Raw genomic sequence first — 14,959 nt, forward strand, 5'->3', positions numbered from 1 at the left:
AGACGGCCTGGAGTTTATTTTATCCGGCAAACGTATGTTCGACAGAAGGGAACGTTTTTGCTTTGACTTCGTCTACATAGGCTTTGACCGCAGCTTGAACGCTGTCTTTACCCTGCATAAAGTTCTTCACGAATTTGGCTGTTTTGCCGGGGAAAATGCCGAGCATATCGTGCATCACCAAAACCTGACCGTCGCAATCCACGCCTGCGCCAATACCGATGGTCGGGCAAGAAACTGTCTCGGTCACTTTTTTCGCCAATTCTGCAGGAACGCATTCCATCAATACGATTGCCGCACCTGCCGCATCATGCGCTTTGGCGTCGTTGAGCAACGCTTCCGCCTTGTCGCCGCGGCCTTGAACTTTATAGCCGCCGAATGCAAACACGGATTGCGGGGTCAGGCCGATGTGCGCGCAAACAGGAATGCCGCGCATTTGCAGAAATTCAGTGGTCTCCGCCATCCAGACGCCGCCTTCGAGTTTGACCATATGCGCGCCGGCCGCCATCAATTCGGCCGCCGCCGCAAATGCCTGCTCTTTGCTCTGCTGATACGCGCCAAACGGCAAGTCGCTGACAATCATGGCATTTTGAGTGCCGCGAGCCACGCATTCAGTGTGGTAGCACATATCCTGCAAGCTCACCGGCAAAGTGGACTGACGACCTTGCACCGCCATACCCAAAGAATCGCCGACCAGCAATACATCTACGCCGGCATTGTCCATCAGCGCGGCAAAGCTGGATTCATAAGCGGTCAGCATGGCGATTTTCTCGCCCTCTGCTTTCATTTTTTGCAAAGTGTTTACGGTAATCATGGTGTTGTGTGTTCTGCCCGGTGGGCAGCCCTTTGTTATAAATGGAAACGCGGTATTATAAGGTCTGCTTTTAAAATATTAAAGCATAAGCAAAAAGCCCGACTGCTTTCACAATCGGGCTTTTAATTGGTGCCGGCACCAAGAGTCGAACTCGGGACCCCCTGATTACAAGTCAGGTGCTCTACCAACTGAGCTATACCGGCTTACTGAAATGCCTTGCAGCACCATCAGTCTTTAACTGGTGCCGGCACCAAGAGTCGAACTCGGGACCCCCTGATTACAAGTCAGGTGCTCTACCAACTGAGCTATACCGGCAAGGAAGTCGGCATTATGCCGATAAGTTCCCATCTTGGCAAGCATTTTCACACAAAGTTACTCACGAAATTATAAAAACCAATGATTTTAAAGAAAATTAAATACATGCCTTATCTTCCAATCCAACACACTCAAAGGCCGTCTGAAAACCGCTCCAGCGCAAAACATCATGGTTTCTGTTAAAATAACGCCTTCTACATCTTTCCGTCTTTGCCCATGCCACCCCGCCATCCTTACCGCCGCCTGCGCCCTGCCAAATCCCATCTGCCCGAAGTCGGCATTTCCGAAGAAGGCAATATCCGTTCCCTGCACTTGGGCAGCGACACCATTCAAAGCTCCATGAATGTTGATCATCCGTCCGAGCTGGTGTTGTCGTACAGCCGCGCCATGATGGGTTGGCTGCTGTTTGCAGAAAACCCGCCCAAACACATCACCCAAATCGGCTTGGGCGGCGGCTCGTTTGCCCGTTGGATAGACAGCTACCTGCCCGATACCAAGCAAACCGCCATTGACATCAATCCGCAAGTCATCGCCGTGGCGCGCAGCCTGTTTGAATTGCCGCACGAAGGCGAACATTTTGAAATTATCGAGGCGGATGGCGCGGAATATATTAAAGTGTTCCGCCACAATACCGATGTAATTTTGATAGATGGTTTTGACGGCGAACAGATTATCGATGCTTTGGTGGAAGAACCCTTCTTCCAAGACTGCCGCAATGCCCTTTCCCCCGACGGCGTATTTGTGACCAACTGGTGGAGCGGTGACCAGCGTTATCAACGTTTTGTCGAACGCCTGCTCAACGTCTTTGACGGCCGCGTACTCGAGCTGCCGGCCGAGAGCCACGGCAACGTAGCGGTTATGGCGTTCCAAAGCAGCCCCAAAGAACAAAATCTCGACAACCTGAAAAAACGCGCCGAAAAATTAAGCGAAAAATACGGCTTGGACTTCAAACGGATGCTTGCTGATTTGAAAGCCAACAATCAAAACAACGGCAAGAATTTTTATCTGTAAACCGTTTCAGGCCGTCTGAAAAAACAAACAAGGACACACTCATGCTCAAACCCGACATCATTCAAATCCCCGGCCCGGCAGGTTTGCTGGAAACCATCTACCTGCCAAGCACACAAGAATCCGCCCGCGGCGTCTCCGTCATCAACCACCCCAATCCCCTACAAGGCGGCACCAACACCAACAAAGTCATCCAAACCGCCGCCAAAGCCCTCAGCCAACTCGGCTTCCATTGCTACCTGCCCAATTTGCGCGGCGTAGGCAACAGCGAAGGCGAACACGACTACGGTCGCGGCGAAACGCAAGACTGCATTGCCGTTATCGACTACGCCCGCGCGCAACATCCAGACGCACCGCAATTCGCCCTGGCCGGCTTCTCATTCGGCGGCTACGTTTCCACCTTTGCCGCCCAAGAACGCACGCCTGATTTGCTGTTGCTGATGGGCGCAGCCGTCCATCACTACAAAGACCGCCCGGAACCATCCGACGTTCCCGATGTCACCAAAACATTGATGATCCATGGTGCGGAAGACGAAGTCGTCGAAATCAACAAAGCCCTGACATGGGCAGAACCCCAAGGCCTGCCTGTTGTGACCATTGCCGGTTCGTCCCACTTCTTCCACGGCAAACTCATCGTTTTACGCGATACGATCACACGGTTCGCACCAGCCTTATTAGGTTAAAATCCGGCTACAAAATAAAACAAGGCCGTCTGAAAGCTTTTTCAGACGGCCTTGTTTGTCTCTTAACATATCAATTCTGAGTCAACCAATACTGCAAACCAATCAAAGTCTTACCATCTTTGATTTCATCGTTTGCCAATGCAGCGCGCACCTCTTCCTTGCTCATCAGGACGGTTTCTGTAATTTCATCCTCATCATTGCTCAACTCGCTGCCCAAACGCACGCCTTGCGCTTGGTAGAGATACATTTTCTCATCACAAAAACCGACTGCCGTGTAAAAGCTGTACAACAATTTAACACTGTCGGCAACGTATGGCGTTTCTTCCGCCAACTCACGCAAAGCGCATTCGGCAGGATCTTCGCCTGCAATATCCAATTTACCCGCCGGCAATTCCAAAGTCGCCTGATCGGCGGCATAACGCCATTGGCGAACCAAAACAACTTTGCCGTCTTCCGTTTCCGCCAACACACACGCAGCACCCGGATGGCGGATCACAACCCGCTGGCTTTCGTTGCCGTTGGGCAGGCGCACCCGATCGCGGCTGATGGTAACAAAAGAACCTTCGTAGATTGGCTCGCTGCTTAATTTAGTTTCTTTCAAATCCATTTTTTTACCTCATTTCCAATTTATTGAATATTAAAGGCCGTCTGAAATCCTTTTTCAGACGGCATAGATAAGCCTTACTCCCGAACACGTTCAATCTCAATACCAACCTGCGCCACATCAGGCAAGATGCCCGGTTTCACAATACGGACGCGCACTTTGGCCGCACCAAAATCATTTAAAATCAATTGGGCGATATGTTCCGCCAACGTTTCCAGCAGTAAAAAATCCTGTTCGGCAAGGTTGCGGCGTACGACTTCACATACTTCGCCATAATGGATGGTGTCGCCGATATCGTCGCTCGTGCCCGTACGCTCGGGAACACTAATCTCCAAATCCAAAATCAAAGTCTGTTTACGCTCGCGTTCCCAATCATATACGCCGATTAAAGTATCGGCCTTCATGCCGTACAAAAAGATTTTATCCATTTGCCTGTCCGTTTTTTTGATAGAATAACCGTTCCCATTTTAAGTAAAGCACCCAAAATGTTCAATGTACTCGCCATTATTGCCGCCTATCTTATCGGCTCCCTGTCTTTTGCCGTCATAGTATCAAAATATTACGGCATGGACGATCCGCGCACTTACGGCTCCGGCAATCCCGGTGCCACCAACGTCTTGCGCAGCGGTAAGAAAAAAGCAGCCGCACTGACTCTGCTCGGCGATGCAGTAAAAGGCTTGGTTGCCGTCATCTTGGCGCGCTGTCTGCAAAATGCTTTAGATTTGTCGGATGTAACAATAGCCCTGGTCGCCATTGCCGCATTGGTCGGCCATATGTGGCCAATATTTTTCAATTTTAAAGGCGGCAAAGGCGTAGCCACCGCATTGGGCGTCTTGCTCGCCCTCTCCCCCGCAACCGCCCTGCTCTGCGCCTTGATTTGGCTGGTCATGGCGTTCGGTTTCAAAGTTTCCTCCCTCGCCGCACTGGTCGCCACCGTCTGCGCACCCATCTTCGCCTTCTTCATGATGCCGCACGCCTCTTGGGCATGGGCAACCGTATTCATTGCCGCATTGGTGTTATACCGCCATAAAAGCAATATTCAAAACCTGATTCAAGGCAAAGAAAGCAAAATCGGGGATAAAGCCGGTAAATCTTAAAAGCGTAGATACATTCAAATAAAAGGCCGTCTGAAGTCTATTTTTCAGACGGCCTTTTATAGTTTCATTCGCATTATTCACACATAATCATTCAATCTTAATATACTCCACCGACAAAATCTCTATAACCTCCTGTCCTTCCGGCGTATTCAAGACAACTTCGTCGCCTTCGCGCGCTTTAATCAGGCTGCGTGCCAAAGGGGAAATCCATGAGATTTTGTTTTTAGCGGTATCGATTTCATCTACGCCGACGATTTTGACGGTTTGTTCCCGACCGTCTCCGCGCAGTAAGCCAACGGTTGCGCCGAAGAAAATCTGGTCCGTGGCTTCGCGCGCTTCTGGATCGACGACGACGGCAGCTTCCAAGCGTTTGGTTAGGAAGCGGATACGGCGGTCGATTTCGCGCATGCGGCGTTTGCCGTAAAGATAGTCGCCGTTTTCGCTGCGGTCGCCATTGCTTGCCGCCCAGTTAACGATTTGGACGATTTCCGGGCGTTCTTTGTTGACCAGATGATAAAGTTCGTCTTTCAATGCCTGCCAGCCGGTAGGCGTGATGTAATTTTTGGTTTCGGTACTCATGATGTGTTTAAAACATAATTAAAGGCCGTCTGAACGTTAATTTTCAGACGGCCTTTATTGTAAGTCAATTTACTTTATTCTTCATCATCGCTATCGCTGATACTGATACTGTGTTCCATTTTGCTTGGATGTACTTTCAAGCCGCCGCAACCTGATTTTTCGGCGGAGAGGCGGTTTAGGTATGCTTCGTCGATATCGCCGGTTTGATAAACACCGTTGAAGCATGAAGAATCAAAGGATTCGATTTTCGGATTGAGCGCTTTGACTACTGCTTCCAAGTCTTCTAAATTTTGGAAGACGATACCGTCCGCGCCAATTTCGGCTGCGATTTCTGCCGCGCTGCGGCCGTTTGCAATCAGTTCTTCACGGGTCGGCATATCGATGCCGTACACATTCGGATAGCGTACTTCAGGAGCGGCAGAAGCGATATAGACTTTGCGTGCACCTGCCGCACGTACCATTTCGACGATTTCACGGCTGGTCGTACCGCGTACGATGGAATCATCCACCAATAAAACGCTCTTGCCGTTAAACTCGGTTTCCATAGGGCTGAGTTTTTGGCGTACTGATTTTTTGCGTGTTGCTTGGCCGGGCATAATAAAGGTACGGCCGATGTAGCGGTTTTTAATCAGACCTTCGCGGTAAGGTTTTTCGAGATGGACGGCAAGCTCCATCGCGCTGGGTCGGCTGGTATCGGGAATAGGCATAACAACATCGATATCGTCGACCGGCAGCTCGCGTTTGATTTTTTCTGCCAAAGATACACCCATATCCATACGGGACTGATAAACGGAAACGCCATCGATGACGGAGTCCGGGCGGGCAAAATAAACATATTCGAAAAGACAAGGACTTAATTTGGCTTTATCGCTGCATTGACGGGAAATAATCGTACCGTCAAAACCAATAAATACGGCTTCGCCCGGATGGATATCGCGTTCCAAATCATAGGCAAGCGCATTGAAGGCAACGGATTCGGAGGCAACGGCATAAGATTTTTTGCCGGATTCGTCAATTTGCGAACCCAAAACCAACGGACGGATACCGAAAGGATCCCGGAAAGCCAGCATGCCGTATCCTGCAATCATGGCTACTACGCCGTATGCGCCGCGCACCAAACGGTGCACTTCGGAAACGGCGTTAAAAATATTGTCGATGGTGAGTTGGTAAGGAACTGTATTTTTAGAGACTTCGCGGCGCAATTCATGCGCGAATACATTGAGTAATACTTCGGAATCTGAGCTGGTATTAACATGGCGCAGGTGTTTGTTGCATACATTCTCATACAGCTCTTCGGTATTGGTTAGATTACCATTATGTGCCAAAACGATACCAAACGGAGAGCTGACATAGAAAGGCTGGGCCTCTGCGCTGCTGCCTGCATTACCGGCAGTCGGATAGCGGACATGTGCAATGCCGGCATTACCTACCAAGTCGCGCATGTTTCGGGTACGGAACACTTCACGCACCATGCCTTTGCCTTTGTGCATATGAAACGTGCTGCCCTCTGCAGTCACAATGCCTGCCGCATCCTGACCACGATGCTGCAGCATCTGCAGACCGTCATACAGCAGCTGATTGACCGGCTCATGACTGACCAAACCTAATACACCACACATATCGAGACTCTCCGAGTTTTAGGGTTAAATGGGTAAGGCGTCATTATAAAATAATTTAGAGGAGTTTGCCCAAATTGTTGACAATATAATGCTACCTTCAGACAAATAAAAAACGGTTTCAAACGACCTTCAGGCCGTCTGAAACCGTTAACATCAATCATCCGCTTCCTCATGCGTATCTTCTTTTCCCGGCAGATACGGCATTGCGGCATCGGCAAGTGATTCAAAATACGGAATCGTATGGGAACTTTGCCACTCTTCCGTCTTCGGTAAATCGGTATGCGAAAAAACCATCACAGCCAGTGTTACCAAAATCACACCTTTTACTGCACCGAATACGCCGCCAAGCAAACGGTTGATGCTTCCCAGACCAACGGCAGACACCAAACTGCTTAACAGCGACCGTGCTAGTTTTTGCAACAGCCACGCCAGAAAAAACACAGCGGCAAAACCCATGGCAACCGCCAAAGCATGCGGCTCAACCGATTTAAAGACCACATCGGCAAACGGCACGGCAAGCGTTCTGGCAGCAATAAACGACACGACCCACGCCACCATCGCCCCTGCTTCGGCAATAATCCCCCGCGTCAGCGAGATAATGATGCAGATGACGATGACGGCGGCAGCCAACAAATCGGCAACAGGCAAATTACTCACTGGTTACCTGACCGGCAATGCCATGTACACGCAATTTGTTCAAATCACGCTCGGCATCGCGTGCATTTTTATAACTGGCTGATTTCACGCGATACACCTTACCTTTATCGGTCATCACTTCAGTAATGGTCGAATCGATACCTGCGGCTTTCATTTTACGTTGCAGGCTTTGTGCGCGTTCTTTTTCAGCATAACCTGCCTGAATAGCGGCCTTTTTCGCAGGCTTGGCTTCTGCTGTTTCTTTTTCAGCTTTAGGCTTGGCTTTTTCAGACGGCTTCTCGGCAGTTTTTACCTTATCGGCTTTTTCAGCTTTGGCAGTTTCCGGTTTAGCCTTTTCATTTTTTGTTTTTTCAACTTTGGCTTCTGCTTTCTTAGCAGGTTCGGCCTTGTCTTTTACGCTGTCTTTGCTGTTTTTGGAAGATTTACGCTCGGCAATGGCTTTCTCTGCCTTTTCCAATTGAGCTAATTTATTGCGCTCGGCAGCGGCTTCACGCTCTGCTTTTTCAGCACGCGCTTGAAGTGCGCGTTTTTTAGCGGCCAATGCGTTTTCTTTTTCATCCGCTTCCTGTTGGGCTTGTGCCTTGCGTGCCGCAGCTCGTTGTTCTGCCTGACGTTGGCGGCGTTCTTCGGCTCGGCGTTCGGCAGCTTCGCGTTTGGCGGCCTCGGCGCGTTGAATACGCTCGGACTCTTCCAAACCTTTAATATTGCCGTCATCCAAAGTATCGTTAATCAAAACCAACGGCTCGCCGACATCTTCGGGAGCGGATTCACGGCTCGGCTTCAGCACTTCGACCGGCGCATTGTCTTCTTCATCACCGGCATTTTGAGGTTTGCTTTGCGCTTCGGCATCCGCATGGCGGGCTGCTTCTTCAGCCATCGCAACATCCTCTTTATTCGGCTCTAGGACAACAGCCTTGCTGGGCTCATCAGCCGTTTTGACTTGAGTCTGACCGACAGGGGCTTCCTTAAACGGTGAATTTTTATCGTCACCCGATGTCAGCGCCAGACCGAACAGCATACCTGAAGCCACCACCAAGCCGGAGGCCAAAACCAAGCGGCGGCGGTTGCGGCGTTTGAGTTGTTCGTAACCGTCTAAATCGTATCCGTTTGGAGTTTCTTTTTGTTTATTGTCGGACATGATAATTTCCTCGTTAGTGTTCTTTCAAAACAGCCATTACATCGGCAACAGTATGGAATGAGCCGAAAACAACGATTCTATCATTTTCGGTTGCTTTCGCCAAAGCAGCGCGGTAGGCTGCGGCGACAGTTTCAAAAACATTTACATTGTCGATGCCGTGTTCTGCCAATTTGGCCTGCAAAGCCTCCACAGTCATGCCGCGCGGCACATCTAAAGGCGCGATATTCCACTCGTCAAACTGGTCTTTAACGATTTCCAGCACGCCGTCAATATCTTTGTCGGACAACATACTGAATACGGCAGTCCGTTTTTGGGCAAAGGCAAGGTTAATCAGGCTGCGACGCAAGGCACGGGCTGCGTGCGGATTGTGGCCGACATCCAAAACCACCAGCGGACGGCCGGGTAAAACTTGGAAACGTCCAGGATTCTCAACCAACAGCAAACCGCGTTTAATCGCGCCGATGTCAACGGGCAGCTGATTGTTCAGACACTCTAAAACAGTCAGTGCGCACGCGGCATTGGACAACTGATACGCGCCGCGCAAAGCAGGAAACGGCAAGGAATTGCGGTTGCGGTTTTGGCCGTCTGAAGATTGCGGATGGAAGCGGTAGTTCCACTGCACGCTTTCCATTGACGCAAAATCAAAATCTCGCTGGACCATCAACAGTTTTGCACCAATTTCTTCTGCGTGTTTGACCAATGATTCAGGCGCAGGATTCTGGCCGCACACGGCTGGTTTGCCGCTACGGAACACACCAGCTTTTTCAAAACCGACCTGCTCGACGGTATCGCCCAAAAATGCCTGATGGTCCAAATCCACGCTGGTAACGACCGAACAGTCGCCGTCGAATACATTCACGGCATCCAATCGTCCGCCCAAACCGACTTCCAAAATCATTACGTCCACATTTTCACACATGAAAATATCGACGGCGGCCAAAGCATTAAACTCAAAATACGTCAGCGAAATTTCACCACGTGCCGCTTCGATACGCTCAAATGAGGAAACAATCAGGTCGTCTGAAACCGGCTGAGTGTTGATGGCGATTCGTTCGTTGTAACGCAGAAGGTGCGGACTGGTCAGCGTACCGACTTTGAAACCGGCTTCTTTATAAATATGCGACAAATAAGCGCATACGGAGCCTTTGCCATTGGTACCCGCCACCACGATGACAGGACACTGCGGCACCAAATTCATGCGTTTTTTCACTTCTCCCACGCGTTCCAAACCCATATCGATCAGGCCGGAACTATGGGCAGTCTCCAAATGAGAAAGCCAGTCTTGTAATGTTTTCATTGTATTGATCGCTTCAAAAGGCCGTCTGACACAGCCGTTTAATCCATATCTGCCGCAAGTTCTGCTTTGTCTTCTTTTTCCCGACACCAGCACGCCCATACTTTCAGACGGCGGTAGGCATCGCGGTCGGCCATATCGGGCAAGATGCAGTGTTTGACCATTTTCCCGTCAACATTCCATTGCAAAAACAAAGCGTAAACCGTCAACATACTGCTGTCTTGCAAAACCGCGCTTCTTCCCTCTTCCTCGCCATTCAAGTAAACCGTCGCACGGTATCGGCGGTCGATGATGATTTTTCTGACCGCATTTCGAGTCTGAAAATTAACGCTGTGCCAAGCATAGGTAAAACTACCGACCAACGCCGCCAAACCCAGCCACATCATCCAGCCGTAAAACTCGGCAAGGCATACGGCCAACGCCGAAAGGTGTAAGAAGACAATCAGAATTTTCAAAGAACGCGAGGGCTTTAAGGCCGTCTGAAAAGTTCGCACGGCTTTACATCATATTGTCGAAAACAGGCGTAATGTTCAATTCCGCCTCTTCCATATCCAAAACCATATCGTGGATTTCGGTATCGAAAAATTCCCAAAAAGCCTTCAGGCTCATGTCTTGCGGCCATTTGCTTTTATCGATGTCCCAGCCTGCCAATTCGGCTTCAAAAATCTGCTGGTAGCGTTCGTCAAAATAGGAAATGACGGATTCAGGTTCGTCAAATTGCGGCACCAGGAATACGGAACAGTTGGTGCGCAGTTGCTCGATGGTCAAATCGGGCATATTCTCATCGGATGACTTCAACCATTCTAAAAAACGGGCGGTCGGCTTCAGCACGACAGCAGTACGGTCAACAAAATACATAATGTTCAACTTTCAAAATCATTCAAACCGATCATGCCGTCTGAAATTTCAGACGGCCTAAGTTTAATGTGTCATCACCTGTTGCAGGAATTGTTTGGCACGCTCGTGTTTCGGATTGGTAAAAAACTCTTCCGGCGTTTCATCTTCCAGAATCTGGCCTTTATCGACAAAAATCACACGGTCGGCGACTTCGCGCGCAAAACCCATTTCATGGGTTACGCACATCATGGTCATACCGCTTTCCGCCAAGTCTTTCATCACTTTTAATACTTCGCCGACCATTTCAGGGTCAAGCGCAGAAGTCGGCTCGTCAAACAACATCACGCGCGGCTCCATCGCCAAACCGCGTGCAATCGCCACACGCTGCTGCTGACCGCCGGAAAGCTGGCCGGGCAGCGCGTCTTTTTTATGCGCCAAGCCGACGCGTTCCAAAAGCTCCATCGCTTTCTTTTCCGCCTCTTCACGGCTTTGGTTTTTCACTTTCATCGGAGAAAGAATAATATTTTCCAAGACAGTCAAATGCGGATACAGATTGAACCCTTGGAACACAAAGCCCACTTCTTCGCGCACTTTGTTCAAATCGGTTTTCGGATCGGCAACATTGATGCCGTCCACCCAAATCTCGCCGCTTTCAATGCGCTCGAGTTGGTTTACCGTACGAATCAGCGTAGATTTGCCACTGCCCGAAGGGCCGCATACAACGACCACTTCGCCTTGTTTGACTTCCAGATTCACGCCGTTGATAACGTGCAAATCTTTAAAATGTTTGTGTACATTTTTGAATTTAATCATTATTTATTCCCAAACTGTCAAAATTTTCGGGGCTTAAGTTGCGCTTGCCGCTGCCAAAGCAAAGGAATAGCCGTTTCAAGCCAAAAGCGGCAACTGACTATGCCGCCTGAGATTTCGCCTTTATTGTACCGATTGACTTTAAATTGCTCTTCCCTATCGAGACGATGTTCGGTCAATACCCAAACTGCGCCGATAATTGCCGCTTCAAAACGGTGCCGCTCAGGCGACATATCCTTACTGGAAAAATACTGCACCAACTCGCACCACAAATATGAATCACCCAGAAACCCACATTGAATAGGAGGTTGCTCAAAAATTGCCATCACTGTTTCAGACAGCCTTTTGAACCAGATAATTGCTCAATTCCACATATTTCTCAGCGGCAATGTGTTCTGCCCTGTCCTGCGGATTGATACCGACTGCCTGCAAATCATCATCGCCGGCAAGTTCCTTCAAATTATTGCGTATGGTTTTGCGGCGTTGATGGAAAGCCAGTTTTACCAGTTTGGCAAAATGTTCAAAATCTTCCGCTTTACCGATGCGGTGTTTCACCGGAATCATGCGCACGACGGCCGAATCCACCTTCGGCGCAGGATCAAAGGACTCGGGCGGTACTTCAATCAACATTTCCATATCGAAGAAATATTGCAGCATGACGCCCAGCCGGCCATAGTCGTTGGTTTTCGGCTGCGCCACCATGCGTTCGACCACTTCTTTTTGCAGCATAAAGTGCATATCGATCACGTCGTCTGCCACTTCGCTCAATCGGAACAAAAGCGGCGTGGAAATATTGTACGGCAGGTTGCCGACAATTTTTTTCTTGCCTTCAATGCTGTTGAAATCAAACTGCAATACATCGCCTTCGTGTATCACCAATTTATCTGCAAACGGCAAGGTTTTCAGACGGCGTACGATGTCGCGGTCGATTTCGCAAACATGCAGGCGGTTGAGTTTTTTCGCCAAAGGCTCGGTAATGGCGGCCAAGCCCGGGCCGATTTCAATCACGATATCATCGGGCTGCGGTCTGACCGCGTTGACAATATCGCTAATAATCCGCGTATCCTGCAAAAAATTCTGCCCGAAGCGTTTCCGGGCCTTATGTTCTTTCATATCTTTCTTCAAGCAAGCTGTTTAAGGCAGTATTGTAACTGAAACAGGCGTTTTTGTCGGCACGCTTTCAGACAGCATTTGCCTAATTTTAAGCAAACGGCGGCGCTTCCAAACCCAAAGATTTCAGTAGTTGCGCGGTCTCATAAACCGGCAAACCCATCACGCCCGTAAAACTGCCCTGCAAATGCTCGACAAATACGCCGCCCAAGCCCTGAATCCCATACGCACCGGCTTTATCCATCGGCTCGCCGCTGGCAACATAGGCTGCAATCTCCTCAGCCGTCAACGTTTTAAAGCGCACTTCGCTCGTTTGCACCACATCATGACGAACGCCTTGCCAGTAAACACATACAGCCGTCAGCACTTGATGCGTCCGCCCGGACAAGCGTTCCAGCATATCGACCGCATCCGCCTCGGATTCCGGCTTGCCCAAAATAGCCGCACCATCCGCCACTGTCGTATCCGCCGTCAATACAGCAAACTCAGGCTCTTCGTCATGAGCTGCAAACCATTGCGCCACCGCCGCCTGATTTTTCTCGCAGGCCATACGGCGCACATACTCTAGCGCGGCTTCGCCTTCTTTGGGGGTCTCATCAATATCCGCTGGAAGACGGTGTACCGTGAAACCCAAATTCTCCAAAATCTCACGACGGCGCGGACTGCCCGAAGCCAGATAAATTGCGTTCATTGTATTGAATTTCCTTATTTTGAAATTTTATGCTGGCCGGACAGGCGGACATAATGCGCAGAGGAATACGTCAAAAATGCCTTTTCCTCATCCGTCAGCGGACGCACTTGTCTCACAGGCGAGCCGACATATAAAAAACCGCTTTCCAAACGCTTGCGCGGCGGCACCAAACTGCCCGCGCCTATCATCACATCATCTTCGACAACCGTATCGTCCAAAATAATCGAGCCCATGCCCACCAACACACGATTCCCAATTCGGCAGCCATGCAGCATGACCTTATGCCCAATCGTCACATCATCGCCGATAATCAAAGGCGAACCGTCAGGCTTCGCCGCATTCTTATGCGACACGTGCAAAACGCTGCCGTCCTGCACATTGCTGCGCTTGCCGATAGAAATGCTGTTCACATCACCGCGCAACACGGCATAAGGCCAAACGGATACATCTTCCGCCAGCGACACTTCGCCAATCACAACCGAAGTCTCATCTATAAAACAAGACTCATCAACCGACGGCACATAATCCAGAAACGCACGAATAGGGTTTGCCATTTCCAATATCCTTTTCTCAAAACCAAAACTGATCAGGCCGTCTGAAAACACGGCGTAAAACGATTTTATACTACAACCATACTAAATCAAGCCAGAAAATCATCAAAAGGCCGTCTGAAACAGCTTTCAGACGGCCTTTCATCATAACTCCTTTATCTTGGCTCACCACTATTTATCATTAGCGCCTCATCTATCTTTTATGGAATAATCGTCTTCATTTGATTGATGGAGAAGCCGATGGAGACACGTTCGGGAAATTATGCAGCGCCCTTATTGGTCGTCGGCTGTGTCGTCTTCGGCTTAGGCAGCTTGATCGTCAAATTTGTCGATGTCGGCTCTTACGCCATCGCATTCTGGCGTTTGCTGATTGCCGCCCCTATATTCTTCTTGCTCGGGCGTTTTTTCAGACAAAAAATGCCCACGAAAAGAAAAACGATTGGCTACGCACTCTTATCCGGTGTTTTCCTCGCATTCGACCTCGCCCTTTGGCACGAAAGCATTCACGCCGTAGGCCCCGGCATTTCCACCTTGCTCAACAGCCTGCAGATTTTCTTTTTAGCCGCCATCGGCTTCTTCTTTTATTCGGAACGCCTAAGTACCTTACAAATTTTAAGTTTGATATTGGCCACCATAGGCGTAGCCTTGATCGGCAGCCCGGAGTTCGGTCATAACGACAACGCCGCATGGGGATTTGTCAGCGGCGTAGTGTCCGGTGCCATGCTGGCCCTGTCTATGGTTTTCGTACGCAAAACCCATGAGCAGGAAAAAGTCGGTTTGTTTCCGCTGATGATGATTTTAAGCTTCGGCGGTGCAATAGCTTTGGTTATCCCATCTCTGCTATTCGATACCGCCCATCTATATCCTAAGACTTTAAACGATGTGATTCTAGTCTCCATCTACGGCATCGTTATGCAATGCTTCGCTTGGGCATTGATTGCTTACGCCATCCCGCTTTTATCCTTGTCACTAACCGGCCTCCTACTGCTCTCCGAACCAGTCGCTGCCATGTTGATCGATTATTTCTGGTTGGATAAACCGATTAATACCGTCCAATGGAGCGGTGCCACTTTGACTTTATTGGCAATTTATTTAGGTTCATTAAAAGACAAAAAATAGATACAAAAAAGGCCGTCTGAAAAATTTCAGACAGCC

At 49.6% G+C, this 14,959-nt stretch carries 19 protein-coding genes and 2 tRNA genes; 4 read left to right on the plus strand and 17 right to left on the minus strand.

The features are described from left to right. Positions 1 to 19 precede the first annotated feature (19 nt). From panB to ACTHRY_RS05610, 3 genes are all read right to left on the minus strand, one after another. Entirely contained in the window at positions 20 to 811 is a 792-nt protein-coding gene (panB, locus tag ACTHRY_RS05600; protein ID WP_004521070.1) for a 3-methyl-2-oxobutanoate hydroxymethyltransferase, read from the minus strand. Between the two features lie 127 nt (positions 812 to 938). Beyond that, positions 939 to 1,014: transfer RNA gene (locus ACTHRY_RS05605), tRNA-Thr, on the minus strand. 36 nt (positions 1,015 to 1,050) lie between these two features. Continuing rightward, positions 1,051 to 1,126 (minus strand) — tRNA-Thr (locus ACTHRY_RS05610). A gap of 216 nt (positions 1,127 to 1,342) precedes the next feature. Here ACTHRY_RS05610 and ACTHRY_RS05615 point away from each other — a divergent pair. Together ACTHRY_RS05615 and ACTHRY_RS05620 are read left to right on the plus strand one after the other, a co-directional pair. Then, complete coding sequence (locus ACTHRY_RS05615; RefSeq protein WP_440374094.1) at positions 1,343 to 2,137, plus strand: polyamine aminopropyltransferase; 795 nt, start codon at positions 1,343 to 1,345, stop codon at positions 2,135 to 2,137. Positions 2,138 to 2,178: 41 nt separating this feature from the next. Further along, on the plus strand, positions 2,179 to 2,817 hold the full coding sequence (locus tag ACTHRY_RS05620; protein ID WP_440374095.1) for an alpha/beta hydrolase: 639 nt from the start codon (positions 2,179 to 2,181) through the stop codon (positions 2,815 to 2,817). Between the two features lie 70 nt (positions 2,818 to 2,887). Here the strand turns inward: ACTHRY_RS05620 and ACTHRY_RS05625 are convergent, their stop codons facing one another. Both ACTHRY_RS05625 and folB read right to left on the minus strand, forming a co-directional pair. Beyond that, positions 2,888 to 3,424 (minus strand): NUDIX hydrolase, encoded by a 537-nt coding sequence (locus ACTHRY_RS05625; RefSeq protein ID WP_036490481.1) that lies wholly within the window; start codon positions 3,422 to 3,424, stop codon positions 2,888 to 2,890. A gap of 74 nt (positions 3,425 to 3,498) precedes the next feature. Further along, positions 3,499 to 3,849, minus strand: coding sequence for a dihydroneopterin aldolase (folB, locus tag ACTHRY_RS05630; protein ID WP_049322923.1), 351 nt, complete (start codon positions 3,847 to 3,849; stop codon positions 3,499 to 3,501). 57 nt (positions 3,850 to 3,906) lie between these two features. Here folB and plsY point away from each other — a divergent pair, with 57 nt between their 5' ends. Further along, positions 3,907 to 4,518, plus strand: a complete 612-nt coding sequence (plsY, locus tag ACTHRY_RS05635; protein WP_049322922.1) for a glycerol-3-phosphate 1-O-acyltransferase PlsY — start codon at positions 3,907 to 3,909, stop codon at positions 4,516 to 4,518. Between the two features lie 87 nt (positions 4,519 to 4,605). On the opposite strand, the gene greB is transcribed toward plsY, so the two are convergent. From greB to ACTHRY_RS05695, 12 genes are all read right to left on the minus strand, one after another. After that, positions 4,606 to 5,097, minus strand: a complete 492-nt coding sequence (gene greB / locus ACTHRY_RS05640; RefSeq protein WP_049322920.1) for a transcription elongation factor GreB — start codon at positions 5,095 to 5,097, stop codon at positions 4,606 to 4,608. A gap of 74 nt (positions 5,098 to 5,171) precedes the next feature. Next, positions 5,172 to 6,716 (minus strand): amidophosphoribosyltransferase, encoded by a 1,545-nt coding sequence (gene purF / locus ACTHRY_RS05645; RefSeq protein WP_049322919.1) that lies wholly within the window; start codon positions 6,714 to 6,716, stop codon positions 5,172 to 5,174. A gap of 153 nt (positions 6,717 to 6,869) precedes the next feature. Continuing rightward, the gene (locus ACTHRY_RS05650) at positions 6,870 to 7,373 is read right to left on the minus strand and encodes a CvpA family protein (protein WP_049322917.1); all 504 of its coding nucleotides are present in this window, start codon (positions 7,371 to 7,373) and stop codon (positions 6,870 to 6,872) included. Continuing rightward, positions 7,366 to 8,511 carry a cell division protein FtsN gene (ftsN, locus tag ACTHRY_RS05655; protein WP_049322916.1) on the minus strand — a complete coding sequence of 382 codons (1,146 nt, stop codon included), beginning with the start codon at positions 8,509 to 8,511 and terminating at the stop codon, positions 7,366 to 7,368. The genes ACTHRY_RS05650 and ftsN overlap by 8 nt, the downstream gene beginning before the upstream one ends. Positions 8,512 to 8,524: 13 nt before the next feature. Further along, positions 8,525 to 9,808: a bifunctional tetrahydrofolate synthase/dihydrofolate synthase gene (folC, locus tag ACTHRY_RS05660; RefSeq protein WP_049322915.1), complete on the minus strand. Its 1,284-nt coding sequence runs from the start codon at positions 9,806 to 9,808 to the stop codon at positions 8,525 to 8,527. Between the two features lie 38 nt (positions 9,809 to 9,846). After that, the gene (locus tag ACTHRY_RS05665; RefSeq protein ID WP_049322914.1) at positions 9,847 to 10,299 is read right to left on the minus strand and encodes a protein YgfX; all 453 of its coding nucleotides are present in this window, start codon (positions 10,297 to 10,299) and stop codon (positions 9,847 to 9,849) included. Positions 10,300 to 10,303: 4 nt separating this feature from the next. Beyond that, a complete protein-coding gene (locus tag ACTHRY_RS05670; RefSeq protein ID WP_049322913.1) occupies positions 10,304 to 10,663 on the minus strand; it encodes a hypothetical protein in 360 nt (119 codons plus the stop codon). Between the two features lie 63 nt (positions 10,664 to 10,726). Continuing rightward, positions 10,727 to 11,455: an amino acid ABC transporter ATP-binding protein gene (locus ACTHRY_RS05675; RefSeq protein ID WP_003747231.1), complete on the minus strand. Its 729-nt coding sequence runs from the start codon at positions 11,453 to 11,455 to the stop codon at positions 10,727 to 10,729. Between the two features lie 17 nt (positions 11,456 to 11,472). After that, complete coding sequence (locus ACTHRY_RS05680; RefSeq protein WP_049322912.1) at positions 11,473 to 11,778, minus strand: hypothetical protein; 306 nt, start codon at positions 11,776 to 11,778, stop codon at positions 11,473 to 11,475. 7 nt (positions 11,779 to 11,785) lie between these two features. Beyond that, positions 11,786 to 12,565 (minus strand): 16S rRNA (adenine(1518)-N(6)/adenine(1519)-N(6))-dimethyltransferase RsmA, encoded by a 780-nt coding sequence (gene rsmA, locus ACTHRY_RS05685; RefSeq protein WP_036490462.1) that lies wholly within the window; start codon positions 12,563 to 12,565, stop codon positions 11,786 to 11,788. 88 nt (positions 12,566 to 12,653) lie between these two features. Then, the gene (locus ACTHRY_RS05690; protein ID WP_049322910.1) at positions 12,654 to 13,253 is read right to left on the minus strand and encodes a Maf family protein; all 600 of its coding nucleotides are present in this window, start codon (positions 13,251 to 13,253) and stop codon (positions 12,654 to 12,656) included. A gap of 14 nt (positions 13,254 to 13,267) precedes the next feature. Then, the gene (locus ACTHRY_RS05695) at positions 13,268 to 13,807 is read right to left on the minus strand and encodes a gamma carbonic anhydrase family protein (RefSeq protein WP_049322909.1); all 540 of its coding nucleotides are present in this window, start codon (positions 13,805 to 13,807) and stop codon (positions 13,268 to 13,270) included. Between the two features lie 237 nt (positions 13,808 to 14,044). Here ACTHRY_RS05695 and ACTHRY_RS05700 point away from each other — a divergent pair, with 237 nt between their 5' ends. Then, entirely contained in the window at positions 14,045 to 14,923 is an 879-nt protein-coding gene (locus ACTHRY_RS05700) for a DMT family transporter (protein WP_152691286.1), read from the plus strand. The last annotated feature ends 36 nt before the right edge of the window (positions 14,924 to 14,959 follow it).

It is taken from the genome of Neisseria sp. P0004.S004, from assembly GCF_051963335.1.
Classification (GTDB): domain Bacteria; phylum Pseudomonadota; class Gammaproteobacteria; order Burkholderiales; family Neisseriaceae; genus Neisseria.